Source organism: Pseudomonas sp. GW821-FHT09D08, from assembly GCF_059416305.1.
On record NZ_JBWKOX010000015.1, the window covers coordinates 19,248 to 33,872 of the forward strand.

The 14,625-nt window shown below is 59.7% G+C and carries 15 protein-coding genes; 6 read left to right on the plus strand and 9 right to left on the minus strand.

The window, feature by feature from the left end; all coding sequences use genetic code 11:
• The first annotated feature begins 296 nt into the window (after nucleotides 1-296).
• Nucleotides 297-1,943: a malate dehydrogenase (quinone) gene (gene mqo, locus AC07OP_RS22085; protein WP_495101238.1), complete on the plus strand. Its 1,647-nt coding sequence runs from the start codon at nucleotides 297-299 to the stop codon at nucleotides 1,941-1,943.
• An 87-nt stretch (nucleotides 1,944-2,030) separates the two neighbouring features.
• Here the strand turns inward: mqo and AC07OP_RS22090 are convergent, their stop codons facing one another.
• Complete coding sequence (locus tag AC07OP_RS22090) at nucleotides 2,031-2,696, minus strand: NADPH-dependent F420 reductase (protein WP_115485986.1); 666 nt, start codon at nucleotides 2,694-2,696, stop codon at nucleotides 2,031-2,033.
• Nucleotides 2,697-2,795: 99 nt separating this feature from the next.
• Between AC07OP_RS22090 and AC07OP_RS22095 the strand changes: the two genes are divergently transcribed.
• Nucleotides 2,796-3,692 carry a LysR family transcriptional regulator gene (locus tag AC07OP_RS22095; RefSeq protein ID WP_115485987.1) on the plus strand — a complete coding sequence of 299 codons (897 nt, stop codon included), beginning with the start codon at nucleotides 2,796-2,798 and terminating at the stop codon, nucleotides 3,690-3,692.
• A gap of 131 nt (nucleotides 3,693-3,823) precedes the next feature.
• Nucleotides 3,824-4,153, plus strand: coding sequence for a YXWGXW repeat-containing protein (locus AC07OP_RS22100; RefSeq protein ID WP_053132380.1), 330 nt, complete (start codon nucleotides 3,824-3,826; stop codon nucleotides 4,151-4,153).
• Nucleotides 4,154-4,160: 7 nt separating this feature from the next.
• Here AC07OP_RS22100 and AC07OP_RS22105 read toward each other — a convergent pair whose 3' ends face one another.
• The 5 genes from AC07OP_RS22105 to AC07OP_RS22125 form a co-directional block, all read right to left on the minus strand.
• The gene (locus tag AC07OP_RS22105; protein WP_115485988.1) at nucleotides 4,161-4,532 is read right to left on the minus strand and encodes a hypothetical protein; all 372 of its coding nucleotides are present in this window, start codon (nucleotides 4,530-4,532) and stop codon (nucleotides 4,161-4,163) included.
• A 69-nt stretch (nucleotides 4,533-4,601) separates the two neighbouring features.
• Nucleotides 4,602-4,997 carry a type II toxin-antitoxin system VapC family toxin gene (locus tag AC07OP_RS22110; protein ID WP_053132385.1) on the minus strand — a complete coding sequence of 132 codons (396 nt, stop codon included), beginning with the start codon at nucleotides 4,995-4,997 and terminating at the stop codon, nucleotides 4,602-4,604.
• Nucleotides 4,994-5,251, minus strand: coding sequence for an AbrB/MazE/SpoVT family DNA-binding domain-containing protein (locus tag AC07OP_RS22115; RefSeq protein WP_115486032.1), 258 nt, complete (start codon nucleotides 5,249-5,251; stop codon nucleotides 4,994-4,996). Before AC07OP_RS22115 ends, AC07OP_RS22110 begins: the two co-directional genes overlap by 4 nt.
• Before the next feature lie 207 nt (nucleotides 5,252-5,458).
• Nucleotides 5,459-6,832, minus strand: coding sequence for a nucleotide 5'-monophosphate nucleosidase PpnN (gene ppnN / locus AC07OP_RS22120; RefSeq protein ID WP_027604203.1), 1,374 nt, complete (start codon nucleotides 6,830-6,832; stop codon nucleotides 5,459-5,461).
• Between the two features lie 148 nt (nucleotides 6,833-6,980).
• Nucleotides 6,981-7,805, minus strand: a complete 825-nt coding sequence (locus AC07OP_RS22125; RefSeq protein WP_115485990.1) for an aspartyl/asparaginyl beta-hydroxylase domain-containing protein — start codon at nucleotides 7,803-7,805, stop codon at nucleotides 6,981-6,983.
• 309 nt (nucleotides 7,806-8,114) lie between these two features.
• Here AC07OP_RS22125 and fabV point away from each other — a divergent pair, with 309 nt between their 5' ends.
• Nucleotides 8,115-9,311 (plus strand): enoyl-ACP reductase FabV, encoded by a 1,197-nt coding sequence (gene fabV / locus AC07OP_RS22130; protein ID WP_065939312.1) that lies wholly within the window; start codon nucleotides 8,115-8,117, stop codon nucleotides 9,309-9,311.
• Between the two features lie 62 nt (nucleotides 9,312-9,373).
• Here fabV and AC07OP_RS22135 read toward each other — a convergent pair whose 3' ends face one another.
• Nucleotides 9,374-10,543, minus strand: coding sequence for an anthrax toxin-like adenylyl cyclase domain-containing protein (locus AC07OP_RS22135; protein WP_495101239.1), 1,170 nt, complete (start codon nucleotides 10,541-10,543; stop codon nucleotides 9,374-9,376).
• A gap of 304 nt (nucleotides 10,544-10,847) precedes the next feature.
• On the opposite strand from AC07OP_RS22135, the gene AC07OP_RS22140 reads away from it, so the two are divergent.
• The gene (locus AC07OP_RS22140; protein WP_115485992.1) at nucleotides 10,848-11,471 is read left to right on the plus strand and encodes an HAD family hydrolase; all 624 of its coding nucleotides are present in this window, start codon (nucleotides 10,848-10,850) and stop codon (nucleotides 11,469-11,471) included.
• Here AC07OP_RS22140 and AC07OP_RS22145 read toward each other — a convergent pair.
• The gene (locus AC07OP_RS22145; protein ID WP_115485993.1) at nucleotides 11,468-12,373 is read right to left on the minus strand and encodes a LysR family transcriptional regulator; all 906 of its coding nucleotides are present in this window, start codon (nucleotides 12,371-12,373) and stop codon (nucleotides 11,468-11,470) included. The two genes, AC07OP_RS22140 and AC07OP_RS22145, sit on opposite strands and share 4 nt — an antisense overlap.
• A gap of 103 nt (nucleotides 12,374-12,476) precedes the next feature.
• Here AC07OP_RS22145 and AC07OP_RS22150 point away from each other — a divergent pair, with 103 nt between their 5' ends.
• Complete coding sequence (locus AC07OP_RS22150) at nucleotides 12,477-13,646, plus strand: aspartate aminotransferase family protein (protein ID WP_495101240.1); 1,170 nt, start codon at nucleotides 12,477-12,479, stop codon at nucleotides 13,644-13,646.
• Here the strand turns inward: AC07OP_RS22150 and punR are convergent.
• On the minus strand, nucleotides 13,635-14,555 hold the full coding sequence (punR, locus tag AC07OP_RS22155; protein WP_495101241.1) for a DNA-binding transcriptional activator PunR: 921 nt from the start codon (nucleotides 14,553-14,555) through the stop codon (nucleotides 13,635-13,637). The genes AC07OP_RS22150 and punR overlap by 12 nt on opposite strands.
• Nucleotides 14,556-14,625 lie beyond the last annotated feature (70 nt).

The following is a 14,625-nucleotide window of genomic DNA, read 5'->3' on the forward strand; positions in this document are numbered from 1 at the left end:
ATAAACGCCGTGTGGCGTGATATTCTGCGCGCCGTCTTGGTCTGGTCTTTCCCGGTACGTACACCCGTATACGTTCCGGCGTTTGGCTGTCGCCCAGGTAGCTGAAGCCAATAATGATAAGAAGTCAGCGCAGAAGGGACATAAAAGTGAGGTCGATACGTCGGCCTTGTGTGCCCACCCTGCGGTCCCCGAGTGAATGTGTAAACCTCGCGGTGCGTTGCCTGGCGCAGCGTGATTGAGGGTTGCCCATGACCAGGGGCGGTGGGGCGGATGGCGTTTTATCATAGGTGCTACTGATGTTTAAAAAAGTAAACACTGCCCTGCTGGGGCTGGCTTTGTCGATGGGGATCACGTCCGTTCACGCGGAAGAGGCAAAGAAAGTCGATGTGCTGCTGATCGGCGGCGGCATCATGAGTGCCACCCTGGGTGTCTGGCTCAACGAGCTGGAACCGGGCTGGTCGATGGAAATGGTCGAGCGCCTCGATGGCGTCGCCGAAGAAAGCTCCAACGGCTGGAACAACGCAGGTACCGGTCACTCGGCCCTGGCTGAGCTGAACTACACCCCGGAAGACAAGAACGGCAACGTTGAGATCCCGAAAGCGGTCGAGATCAACGAAGCGTTCCAGATCTCCCGTCAGTTCTGGTCCTGGCAGGTCCAGCAGGGCGTGCTGAAGAACCCACGTTCGTTCATCAACTCCACACCGCACATGAGCTTTGTGTGGGGCGATGACAACATCAAGTTCCTCAAGAAGCGCTACGAAGCCCTGCAAGCAAGTCCGCTGTTCGCCGGCATGCAGTACTCCGAAGACCCGGCGCAGATCGCCAAGTGGGTTCCGTTGATGATGGAAGGGCGTGACCCGAACCAGAAAATCGCGGCCACCTGGAGCCCGCTGGGTACCGACATGAACTTCGGCGAGATCACCCGCCAGTTCGTCGCTCACCTGCAAACCACGCCAAAGTTCGACCTGAAACTGTCGAGCGAAGTGCAGGACATCACCAAGAACGCCGACGGTTCGTGGCGTGTCAGCTACAAAAACCTGAAAGACGGCACCAAGACTGAAACCGACGCCAAGTTCGTGTTCATCGGCGCCGGTGGCGGCGCACTGCACCTGCTGCAAAAGTCGGGCATTCCTGAAGCCAAGGAATACGCCGGCTTCCCGGTCGGCGGCTCGTTCCTGGTGACCGATAACCCAACCGTCGCCGAGCAGCACCTGGCCAAGGCCTACGGCAAGGCTTCGGTTGGCGCGCCACCGATGTCGGTTCCGCACCTGGACACCCGCGTGCTGGATGGCAAGCGCGTGATTCTGTTTGGCCCATTCGCCACCTTCTCGACCAAGTTCCTGAAAGAAGGCTCGTACCTGGACCTGCTGACCAGCACCACTACCCACAACATCTGGCCAATGACCAAAGTCGGTATTCGTGAATACCCACTGGTCGAGTACCTAGCAGGCCAACTGATGCTGTCGGATGACGATCGCTTCAAGGCGCTGCAGGAGTACTTCCCGAACGCCAAGCAATCCGACTGGCGCCTGTGGCGGGCCGGCCAGCGCGTGCAGATCATCAAGCGTGACGAAGAGCAGGGCGGCGTCCTGAAACTCGGTACCGAAGTGGTCAGCTCCGCCGACAACACCATTGCAGGTCTGTTGGGTGCATCGCCAGGCGCGTCCACCGCGGCTCCGATCATGCTGACCGTGCTGCAGAAAGTGTTCAAGGACAAGGTTGCGACCCCTGAGTGGCAGGCAAAACTGCACCAGATCGTGCCAAGCTACGGCACCAAGCTGAACGACAGTCCTGAGGCTGTTGCCAAGGAATGGGCCTACACCGCCAATATCCTGCAACTGCCTACACCGCCTGCGATTCCGCAACAGGCTGCTGTCAAGGCGCCCGAGGCTGCCAAGCCTGCGGCTGAGCCGAGCAAACCGGCGTCTGACCTGGCGCTGTAAGCCGCTGGCGAGGTCCTGGGTAAGGACCTTACCGGTAACAAAAAGCCCGCTGAACCGGTAACGGCCAGCGGGCTTTTTTGTGCGTGTCTAACGGCGGGTGCGTTCGACAGGCGGCAGTTCAACCGTACGCTCTGCGGCGGCCAGCGCTGCCTTCAAGCCAGCCTGGTCCAGCGGCACGCAATAGGCCGGCTTACCGCGTTCCAGCCGCCAGCTGTCATCCAGGCTGCCGGCATCCACGGCGTCGAACCCCAGTTCGTCGAGTAACGTGATGACGCGTGCCTTCGCTGCGGCGTCATCCGCTGCCACCGGCAACGCCCGGCGGTCGGGGGCACCGTGGGGGCGGGCGTCCTGCGTCAGGTCGGGAGCGAAGATCGCGTTGAACACTTTGACTACATGTGAATGGGGCAAATGCTCGGCGAGCAACCGGCTGGTGGTGGTTTCGAAGCGATCCAGTACCGGTATATGGCCGTCGCGGTTCGGGTAGTAATTATTTGCGTCCATCACGGTCTTGCCCTCCAGCCATTGCGCCGGGACGCTGCGGTAATGCTCCAGGGGGATCGCCACGAGCACCAAATCGCCGAATTTGGCGGCGTCGTCGGCACTGCCCACCTGTACGCCGAGTATGCCGCTCACGACGCTGCTCATGGTGTGGGGGCCACGGGAGTTGCTCAACATCACTTCGTGCCCGGCCGCCAGCGCCAGTTGGGCCACGGCGCGCCCGATAAAGCCTGCTCCAATAACACCAATCTTCATGGTCTTGCTCCGATGCATGGGGGGAGCGGTTATGATGATTGGCAACCCATTGGCGATAAATTGTCGTTTTGGCGTGGATGTTGTTATTGGGAGTAGGGAATGATGGATCGCCTGTCGAGCATGAATGCTTTTGTGATGGCTGCAGAGTTGGGCTCGTACGCGAGGGCTGCCGAGCGCTTGGGGATGTCGCCGCAGATGGTGGCCAAACATGTCACCGCGCTGGAGCAGCGTCTGGGCGCTCGCTTGCTTAACCGCACCACACGAAGGCAAAGCCTGACGGAGTTGGGGAGCGCGTACTACGAGCGTTGCAAACATATCCTGGTAGAAGCCGAGGCTGCCGATTCATTGGCGCAGATCATGAACGACACGCCGCGCGGCAAGCTGAAAATCACCGCGCCCGTCACCTTCGGCTCCTACAGCCTGATGCCGTTGATTACCGGGTTCCTGCGCGACAACCCGGATGTGGAAATCGACCTGCACCTGACCGACCGTTTCGTGGACCTGGTGGAGGAGGGCTATGAAGCCGCTTTTCGTATCGGCCCCCTGGCGACCACCGGCCTGACAGCCAGGCCACTGGCACCTTACCGCCTGGTGGTCTGCGCGTCGCCGGAGTACCTGGCGGCACGTGGTACCCCACAGGCCCCGGCGGACCTTGAGCGTCATGAATGCCTCGGCTACGCCTTCTGGTCGCGGCCGGCGGATCGCGAGTGGGTGTTCTACCAGGCTTCGACGCCTTACAAGGTGCAGGTTGCCAGTCGCTTGCAGATCAATGAAAGCAGGGCCTTGATGTCCGCCGCGCTGGATGGTTTTGGCATCGTGCTCGGTCCGGAAGACTTCTTGCGTGGGGCATTGGCCAGGGGCGAATTGGTGAGAGTGCTGCCGGACTTTGAAGCGCCGAGCCGGCCGATGCACCTTGTCTACACGGCGAACCGCCAGCGTACGGCCAAGCTGAAACGCTTTGTCGAAGCGGTGTTGGGACGCTTCGGTCACCCTTGATGTGTGCTGCTTCAGCAATCCGACAGACACAACCTGTTAAAAAAGTACCCAGGCCTGAGCAGGAGCACGGCTGAAACACGGGGGCATTTTTACCGGTGCAGGTGGTGGGCGATAACGCCCGAGGGGGTTGTATGTTGTTACGTTACGCGGCATTAGCGGCAGTTGTGGTCGCGGCGTCCGGGTGTGTGCAGGAGCGCGTGGTGCATGAGCGCCGGCCTGTACAACGTGAATATGTCGAGGTGGTCGCACCACAACCGCCGCCGGCCCAGGTCATCGAAGTCGAGCCTGCCGTACGTGAAGGTTACATATGGTCACGTGGTTACTGGCGCTGGGAGGGCGGGCGCTACGTTGCCGTACACGGCCATTGGGAGCCGGTGCGCGAAGGCTATCGTTATGTGCATCCGCATTGGGTGCAGCGCAATGATGGCTACCACTGGCAGGTGGGTGGCTGGGTTCGTTGAACCCCGACTAGGAGGGCTTCTTTGTACCCAGGAGCCGTACTTCCCGCAGCAGCGCGGCACCGAGTTGATCGGTGCCCAGTTCCTTGTATCCCACGGCCTTGACCTCTCCGTTCTCTTCGGCCTGGATGATGATCACCGGTGTCTCTTTGCCGCTGGCTTCGTCGATGTGAAAAGCGTATTGGGGAATATCCACCTTGATCGGCGTACCTGCGGCCTTGCCTTGCACATTGATCAGGAACGCTGCGCAGCCGGTGTCGACATCCACACTGGTGGCAGAACGCCCGCTGACGAAGCAGCTCTTTGGCAGGTCGGGCCAGATGATCTCGGCCAGTGCGAGGGGCGGCGTCAGGGCCAGGGCAGCAAGAAGAAGCGTGCGCACGTGGGGCGTTCTCTCGTTCAGGGATTAGCGACTTTTACCAAAGCCTGCCCCTTGCCGCAATGTTGCCGCTCAGCCCAGACGCTTCATACCCGCTGCCTTGGCCGCACCGAGGTCAAAGGTAGCGGTGTATTCGCACCCGGCCGCGTGGGCGCAGCGCTCTATCAGGCAATCGGCAAAATCGGCGTTGTTGGCCGTGAACCGTCGAAGCGCCTGCCAGATGACCTCGGCATGTTCGACGGTCAATTCACGGGTGCGCAGCAGTGTTTCCAGAACGACGACAATGTCATTTTTGGCACATTGGTAGCAGCTCTGTAATACCCATACCAGCTCCACCACGGACACCAGGCTGACAAACCCTGGCGAAAGCGTGGTGAGGGATTCGATCAATTCGCACGCCTTGGGGGATTGAACGGGATCATCCTGGGTGACGTAGCGCACCAGCACATTGGTATCCAGCCCGATCATCCAGCCTTCGCTCCCTGTGCTGCGATAGCGTGGTTCATGTCGTCAATGGACACGGCCCTGGCAGGCTTCCGGATCAGCCCCTTGAGATCATGGACAGTCTTGCTCGCTGCAATGATGGAAAACTTGCCATCTTCCGTTTCGACGAACTCGACGCGGTCGCCTGTTTCCAGGCCAAGTGCGGTCCTGACTTGGACGGGGATGGTGATTTGCCCTTTTGAGGTAAGTGTGGCGGTCGCCATGGTAAAGATCTCCAGCATGATGCTCCTTACCTTAGGGTAAGGAGTGATGGAGGACAATATCCGTTGGTCCATAGGTCGCTCTTCAGGTGGAGGATGAGTCGGGGTCATGAAAACCTAGTCCGAACTCAGCCCTCCCGCACGCTTACCCATGCTGCAAAGAAATACAAACTATGACCGACCGCCAGTAAAGCCTGGCGGCTGTAAGCAAATTACCTGACGAGCTCACTGCACTACGCGATAACACGGCACATACGCCGCGCCACCCGGCAACTTCATGCGATGCTGGGCAACGAACGCCTGCAACAGCTCATCCAGTGGCTTCATGATGGCCGGGTCGCCGTGGATCTCGTACGGGCCATGTTCTTCGATCAGGCGAATGCCCTTGTCCTTCACGTTACCCGCCACGATCCCCGAAAACGCACGGCGCAGGTTGGCTGCCAGTTCATGGGGCGGCAGTGCGTGGCTCAGTTGCAGGCTGGCCATGTTTTCGTGGGTCGGGTCGAACGGGCGCTGGAAGCCTTCGTCGATCTTCAGCAGCCAGTTGAAGTGAAACGCGTCGTTGCGCTCACGGCGGAACTGTTTCACCGCCTTGAGGCCGGCAGTCATCTGGCGGGCCACTTCGGCCGGGTCGTCGATGATGATCTGGTAGTGTGCCTGCGCGGCTTCGCCGAGGGTGGCGCCGACGAAGGCATGCAACTGTTGCAGGTACGGCGCGGCTTGTTTCGGCCCGGTGAGAATGACCGGGAAGGGCACGTCGCGGTTGTCCGGGTGCATCAGGATGCCCAGCAGGTACAGGAACTCTTCGGCCGTACCGGCGCCGCCGGGGAAGATGATGATGCCGTGGCCCACGCGCACGAAGGCTTCAAGGCGTTTTTCGATGTCCGGCAGGATCACCAGTTCGTTGACGATGGGGTTCGGCGCTTCGGCGGCGATGATGCCCGGCTCGGTCAGGCCCAGGTAGCGCCCGCCGGTAATGCGTTGCTTGGCGTGGGAAATGGTCGCGCCCTTCATCGGGCCTTTCATCACGCCCGGGCCGCAACCGGTGCACACGTCGAGGCTGCGCAGGCCGAGTTCGTGGCCGACTTTCTTGGTGTATTTGTACTCTTCGGTATTGATCGAATGCCCGCCCCAGCACACCACGATCTTCGGTTCCACGCCGGGACGCAGCGTGCGGGCGTTGCGCAGCAGGTGGAACACGTAGTCGGTAATGCCCTGGGAGTTGCTCAGGTCGATGCGCTGGCTGTCGAGCTCGTTCTCGGTGTAGACGATGTCGCGCAGGGCGCTGAACAGCATTTCGCGGGTGCTGGCGATCATTTCGCCATCGACGAACGCATCGGCGGGGGCGTTCAACAGCTCCAGGCGCACGCCACGGTCCTGCTGGTGGATGCGCACTTCAAAGTTTTTGTAGGCGTCGAGGATGGTCTTGGCGTTATCGATATGGGCGCCGGTGTTGAGGATCGCCAGGGCGCACTGGCGAAACAGGGTGTAGATGCTGCCGGTACCGGCTTCGCTCAGTTGCTGGACTTCACGTTGGGACAGGGTTTCGAGGCTGCCCTTGGGGCTGACGGAGGCATTGATGACTTGGCGTTGGGGCATTCTGATTCCTTGAAAAACGCAGCCATCGCACCTGTCGAGGTGCGATGACGTGAGAATGGTGGGCGCAGGTTAAGGCGCACGAGCCGGATATTTACCTCAGGCGCAGGGCTGAGCGCAAATACCGTCCAACACCATCATGCCGCAGAACTTACTCAATCAGCTTCCAGTTTTTGTAGAAAACCCGACGCAGGGTAAAGACCAGCCCGGCAAATCCCGCGATGACGGCGTTAAGTACCGACGGCAGCGGCGTCGGCCGTACGATGTCGATGAACAGGCAGTAGCGCTTGGCGTCGTTCTTGTTGAAGGACGCATGCATCAGCGTGTCATCAAAGATAAACAGCGGGTCGTCATGCCAATAGTGCTTGTGCTTGCCGACCTGGATGTACACGCCATCGTGATGGGGCGCCGGTGCCATGTTGTAGAGCACGCGGAACATCATGCGCAGGGGGCCGAAGTGAAAGGACGTCGAGCGGTTCTCGTTGAACACCGACACGCCGATGGTTTTCACGAACGGCAGTTTTTTGCGCAGTTCAGGAATATCCAGCCTGGTTTCGATCGGTCGCCCGTACCACTGGAAGAACAACATGCCGCGCTTCTTCTCGGCCATGCGTTCGTCCAGGTAGCCGATGATTTCATCCTTGTGGGCCATGGCGTCATCAAGCACCTGTTGCAGGTCTGTGCGCCAGGCCGGTGGCAGGTCGCCCATCGTGTAGACGTGACGGTTACGCGCGCTCAGCAGGTCGAACAGGGTGTTGAACGGCGCCAGCAGCCAAGTGTTGCGACCGCTGCCGATAAAGTATTTCTTGAAGGTCGGCTTGTCATACAGGCCGTTTCGCAGGAAGTCGTAAACGCCGCACACCAGTACCAGGCAGAGGAACACCAGCGTGGTTTCGGGGAACACATCGATAATCAGCAACACGCCGAGTACCCAGGCGACTGATACCGCTTTCTTACGCAAAGCAGACTTGTTCATGCAACTCAGCTCCAGGAGGACGCCATTCGACAGGTCCGGATCCGTGGCCGCGAGTGGTGGGGTTTTGAAACATAATGAAACATCTTCGTCATGATAAGGCGTCCAGCAGCGGATTGGCGTTTTAAATAGTGCGAAATTGTGAACGCTCGACACAGTCTTTAACCCTGATGGGCTCGTGTGGATTGGATTTTGTAAACAGAAGATTTGCGACTATCGTGACGCTTCGGTTTTTCGGACGTCATAGACCGGTACGATTGAAGTTGAATGGCCACCATTGGCCTTCGGCACCTTGGAAGAGGCAGAAATTTTATGATCATCAAACCGCGGGTTCGTGGCTTTATCTGTGTGACCGCTCACCCTGTTGGCTGTGAAGCGAACGTCAAGGAACAGATCGACTACGTAACTGAGCACGGCGCCATCAAAAACGGCCCGAAAAAGGTGCTGGTTCTGGGCGCTTCCACCGGCTACGGCCTGGCCGCGCGCATCAGTGCTGCGTTTGGCTGCGGCGCCGACACCCTAGGCGTGTTTTTTGAGAAAGAAGGCGAAGAAGGCAAGCTGAGCTCCGCCGGCTGGTACAACAGCGCTGCGTTCGAGAAGTTTGCCGTTGAAAAAGGCCTGTACGCCAAGAGCATCAATGGCGACGCGTTTTCCGACGAGATCAAGCGCCTGACCATCGAAACCATCAAGAAAGACCTGGGCAAGATCGACCTGGTCGTCTACAGCCTGGCCGCGCCACGCCGCACCGATCCCAAGACCGGTGAAGTCTACAACTCCACCCTCAAGCCAATCGGCAAGGCTGTGACCCTGCGCGGTATCAATACCGACAAAGGCGTGGTGGTCGATACCACCCTCGAGCCTGCGACCCAGGAAGAAATCGACGGCACCGTCAATGTCATGGGTGGCGCCGACTGGCAACTGTGGATCGACGCCCTGCGTGACGCCGACGTACTGGCCGAAGGTGCCAAGACCACCGCGTTCACCTACCTCGGTGAGAAGCTGACCCAGGACATCTACTGGAACGGCTCCATCGGCGAAGCCAAGAAAGACCTGGACAAGAAAGTCCTGACCCTGCGCGACAACCTCGCTGCACTGAAGGGCGATGCCCGCGTATCGGTACTCAAGGCGGTGGTCACCCAGGCCAGCTCCGCGATCCCGATCATGCCGCTGTACTTGTCGTTGCTGTTCAAAGTGATGAAAGAGCAGGGTACCCACGAAGGCTGCATCGAGCAGGTCTACGGCCTGTTCAAGGACAGCCTGTACGGCAGCGAACCGAAGCTTGACGCCGACGGCCGCCTGCGTGCCGACCTGGCCGAACTGGAGCCGAAGGTCCAGGACGCCGTGGCGGCACTGTGGAACCAGGTTACCGACGAGAACGTCAACGAGATCAGTGATTTCGCCGGTTACAAGGCAGAGTTCCTGCGCTTGTTCGGCTTTGAAGTCGATGGCGTGGACTATGAGGCTGACGTCAATCCGACCGTGAAGATCAACGGCTTGGTCCAGGCGTAAATGATGTGACTGATAGCGGCCTGATCATCGGGTTATCAGGCCGCTGTCTTCGCTGTCATGATTCAGGCAAGGCGATTTTTTGCCTGGGTGAAGGCCGACCGCCTCACGTTGGTCACTTCTTTCTCCCACAGGGGATTCAGCGGCACGTGATAACCGCTGTCCTTGGCGGTCTTGATCAGTTCTGCCATTTCCCTGCTGTCGTGGATGATGCTGATTTCATCGAATCGACCCAGTTTTGCCGGTAGGAAAAACGTCGCCGGGTAATTGGCAGCCACTTCCGTGGCCGGGCTGCCCGAGTCCGCATTGTGATGAACCACTCTCTCGCCCTCGCCGACCAATTTTTGATTGATCAGCCCTATCATCTGCTCTATCCGTGGTGTTGCGTTGCCAAGGTGGGGATCTTCTTTCCGGTAAAAATGGCCGGGGCTGTCGAAGTCTGCGCGTAGCGCCTCAGGAACTTGCTTATAGCGTTCAACTCGACCCTTGAAGACACTGTGCGCGACGTCCGGTACGGGGAGTTTGTCCTGGGGGCCGACGTCGCTGATATGGGGCGCGATCAGGTGCAGGTCGTAATCGGCAGTCAACGGTTTGCCTGCTGCCTGCTTGGCCAGGACTTCCAGGGGCTTGCCCTGATGGGTAATGAAGTAGCTGTCGCTTGAAGGTGACGTGCGATGGCCTTCGAATGTATAGGTTTGCTGACTGGGCCCGCGGGCGCTTAATTGCAATGTGCCTTCAGCACCTTGAACGGCCAGTTGGGTTATGTGGCCGAGCTTGACCAATACATCAAGGCGCTGGCTCGACAGCTGCAGGGGCGTTGCAACGGCATGGCCTTCCTGGATGCACGCCTGGATTTGCTCATTGGCCTTGGCCACTTTGGCCGGTGTTTTTCCGGCGACTTGTTCAAGTTTGCTGAACGCCTGGTCTGTACAGATCAGACCTGCCTGAGGCCCCCAGTTGGCGCTCTTGCCTTTGATATGGAAGTCCTTGGTGGGATGCCCGGCTTCTATCAGGCCTGTTGCGATGGATTCGACCGGGCGTATGCCTATGATGGAGTTGGTGGTCAGTGCGATGTCTTGTAAGGGGGCAAGATGGCTTGGCACGATGCCTGTTTCGTACTTGACCCGATCGACCAGCACTGCTGTGGGAGTATTTGCGCCTTGGGCCAGGTAGTTTTGCAGCGCAGCAAGGCTGTAGGCGGAAGGGGAGGTCACTGAAGAGGTCATGCTTGTCATTGAAGTTTCTCCAAGTCATATCTACAGCGAAATTCGATGATTCCCTTCAGGCGCCAGCTCCTTGAGTTGTACGCCCGAGATTAAAGTGAGGGCATCTTCAAACGGGAGGAACAAGTGTGACCATCTATGTGAGATAGAATCCGTGCATTAAAGCTAAAGGCTTGTATTCACAAGGGACGCTGCTGGTTCTCAGCGCAAGTCTTGTTTGAATCTCAGAACAATCCTACTCGTGCTTACTTGCTGCCAGGGGCCGGGTACATGCCAAACTGTCCTGACTCTGGCGTTGCACAAAAGGGAGGCGCCCATGGAGATCCGCGCAGTAGTATTTGACTTTGGCGGTGTACTGTTCGACTGGAGCCCGCAGCATCTGTACCGCAAACTGATTGCCGACGATCAAGAGCGGCAATGGTTCCTCGATAACATCTGTACCCAGGCCTGGAACACCGAGCAGGATGCGGGGCGGCCGCTGGCCGAAGCCACGCAGGTCCTGCTCGATCAATACCCCGAGCATGAACCCTTGATCACGGCCTATTACGGCCGCTGGCACGAAATGCTGCGTGGCCCGTTGCCCGAAGGCGTGGCGATTCTCAACGCGCTGCATCAGGCCAACATGCCATTGTTTGGGCTCACAAACTGGTCGGCCGAGACCTTTCCCTATGCGCTTGCCCATTACCCCTTCCTTCGGAAATTCCGCAACATCGTGGTGTCCGGCGAGTTGAAGTTGATCAAACCCGATGCGGCGATCTACCACGCCAGCCTCAGCCAGGTACGGGTGTACCTGCCGGATATCCAGCCGGGGGAAGTGGTATTTATCGATGATGTCGCCGGCAATATCGAAGCGGCCATCGCCCTCGGCTGGCAAGGCATTCACCATGTGTCTGCGGAACAGACGGCGGCGCGATTGCGCGAGTTGGGCGTGGGCTTCTAGCGCGCCCACTTTTCCATGGCGAAATCCACAAAGGCGCGCAGCTTCGGCAAGCGATAACGGTCCTGGCCGTACAGTAAATGCATGGGTCGGCTGGGCAGTTGATAGGTGGTCAGCAAGGCCACCAGCTTGCCGGTTTGCAGGTCGGGCTGCACCAGGGCATCCGGCAGCATGACGATCCCCATGCCTTGCACGGCGGCCTGGCGCAAGGCCTGGGAGCTATTGATGGTCAGCGAGCCGGACACCGGGATTTCCACTTCGCCTTCTGCGCCGGTCATGCGCCACAGCTTGTCGGCGTTGCGCCAGTCATCGGTGGAAGGGTAGGCGAACGCCAGGCAGTCGTGCTGTTGCAGGTCCTCGGGCGTCTGGGGTGTACCACGTCGCGCCAGGTAGTCCGGTGAGGCGCACAGGGTGATGGTGTAGTCCTGCATCGGTCGGGCGATCAGGCTTGAGGGTTCCAGCTCGCCCAGGCGGATAGCCACGTCAAAGCCGCTGTCGACCATGTCCATGCGCTGGTTGCTGAGTACCACGTACAGCTTGATCAGCGGGTAGCGCTGGGAAAACTCGCTCAGGGCCGGCGACAGGCGTTCAGTGCCGAACGCCGGTGGCGCGGTGATGCGCAGTGTGCCTTTGGGGACGTCGCCGTGGGCCTGTTCGGCCCATTGCTCGGAGTCTGCCACCAGTCCGAGTACTTCCAGGCAACGCTGGTAATACTGGCCGCCGAACTCCGTGAGGCTCTGTTTGCGGGTAGTGCGCTTGAGCAGGCTGACGCCCAGGCGTTGTTCGAGGGCGCGCAAGTGGTTGCCGACCATGGTGGTCGACATCCCGCAGGCGTGGGCGGCGGCGGTCATGCTGCCGCTCTCCACCACTTTCACGTACACCGACATCGCTTGGAACAGGTCCATTATCAATTCCTGGTTTAAAGTCATTGCAGGAGGGCGCAGTTTATCCAGCTGGGATGGCTAACGATACTGTTGCTATCTCAACGATGCACTGGAGTCCGCCGCCATGACCGCCGCCTGCCTGATGACCACCTATCAACCCCTGGCCCTGAGCTTCACCCGTGGCCTCGGCACGCGCCTGTGGGACCAGCAGGGGCGCGAATACCTGGACGCTGTGGCGGGTGTGGCGGTGACCAACGTCGGGCATTCCCACCCAAAACTGGTAACGGCCATCAGCGAGCAGGCCGGCCTGTTGTTGCACACCTCCAACCTCTACAGCATCGACTGGCAACAACGCTTGGCCCAGCGCCTGACGCGGCTGTCCGGCCTGGACCGTGCCTTCTTCAACAACTCCGGCGCCGAAGCCAACGAGACGGCGCTGAAACTGGCGCGGTTGCATGGCTGGAAAAAAGGCATCGAAGAGCCCTTGGTGGTGGTGATGGAGAATGCCTTTCATGGTCGTACGCTGGGCACCATGGCGGCCAGCGATGGCCCCTCGGTGCGCTTGGGTTTCCAACGTTTGCCGGGGGATTTTCTCAAGGTCAGGTTTGGTGATCTGGCGGCGATCGAGGCAATCACCCAGGCGTTTGGCACACGTATCGCGGCGGTCTTGCTGGAGCCCATCCAGGGTGAAAGTGGTGTACTGCCCGCGCCGTCGGGTTACCTGCACGCCCTGCGTGACCACTGCACACGGCACGGCTGGCTGATAATGCTCGATGAAATCCAGACCGGCATCGGCCGCACCGGCGCCTGGTTTGCCTTCCAGCATGAAGGCATTGTCCCGGATGTGATGACCCTGGCCAAAGGCCTCGGCAATGGCGTGCCCATCGGTGCGTGCCTGGCCAGGGCAGCGGTAGCCGCGCTTTTCACGCCCGGCAGTCACGGCAGCACCTTTGGCGGCAACCCGCTGGCGTGCCGGGTGGGCTGCACGGTGTTGGACATTATCGAAGAGCAAGGCTTGTTGCAGAACGCTGCACAACAGGGCGAGCGCTTGCTGGCGCGGTTACGCATGGAATTGGAAGAGCACCCGCAGGTGCTGGCGATTCGCGGGCAGGGCCTGATGATCGGTATTGAACTGGCCAGCCCCTATCGCGACCTGGCGCAGCGCGCTGCCCAGGAGCATGGGCTGCTGATCAACGTGACGCGGGGCAAGGTCATTCGCCTGCTGCCGCCGCTGACCCTGGATGCCAAGGAGGTGGAGATGATCGTGCGGGCCATCACTCGGCTATTGAGCTAGGTCCTTTCCGTTGAGCCACTCCTGGTTCATGGTTTCGGTATCCCCCAGGTACTCCAGCAACCACGCCATGGCCGGGGACAGTTTGCTCTGTGCCCAGGCCACGCACGAGGGGCTGGCCGGGAAGGGGCGCGTCAGTTGCAGCGCCACCAATTCACCGCGTTCGATCCAGGGCAATACCTGATGCGCCGGTGCCATGCCGACGCACAGGCCATCGCGCAGGCAATCGATGGCGGAGGCCCAGTTCGGCACCACCAGCCGCCGTTGGTTATCCAGGGTCCAGGTGTCGCGCTTGGGTAGGTTGCGCGAGGTGTCGGTCATGCACAGCGAGGCGAAGGGGCGCAGTTGGTCGTCATTGAGCAACCCGTCCACGGCCGCCAACGGGTGCTGGGCGCTGACCACGCACAGCCAGTTCAATAAGCCCATATCGCGAAAGGTGAAGTGACTGGCCACCGGCACCGCACTGGTGGCACCGATGACAATATCGGTGCGCTCATCCGCCAAGGCATCCCACACGCCGTTGTACACCTCGTATTCCAGCAGCAATTCCACCTCGGGAAACTGTCGATAGAAATCCAGCACCAACTGTCGGCAGCGCTGGGGTTTGACGATGGAATCCACGGCCACCTTCAACTGGCCACTCCAGCCATTGGCCACCTGCTGGCACAGGCGCCGTGTGCCGAGCATTTTTTTCATTACCCCGCGGGCCTCGTCGATAAACAGACGGCCGGCGGGTGTCAGTTCCACATCACGATGCCGGCGCACAAACAGCGGCACTGCGAGCCACTCTTCAAGTTGACGTACGGTGTAACTGATGGCTGACGGCACGCGGTGCAATTCCTGGGCGGCGGCGCTGAAGCTGCCATGGCGCGCTACCGCATCGACGACATCCAGGGAGTATTCGGACCACATGAGGGTTGCCTTCAAAATTATTGATAATATTCGCCAATTATTATCGCTTCACACAAAAACTGTCAGCTTC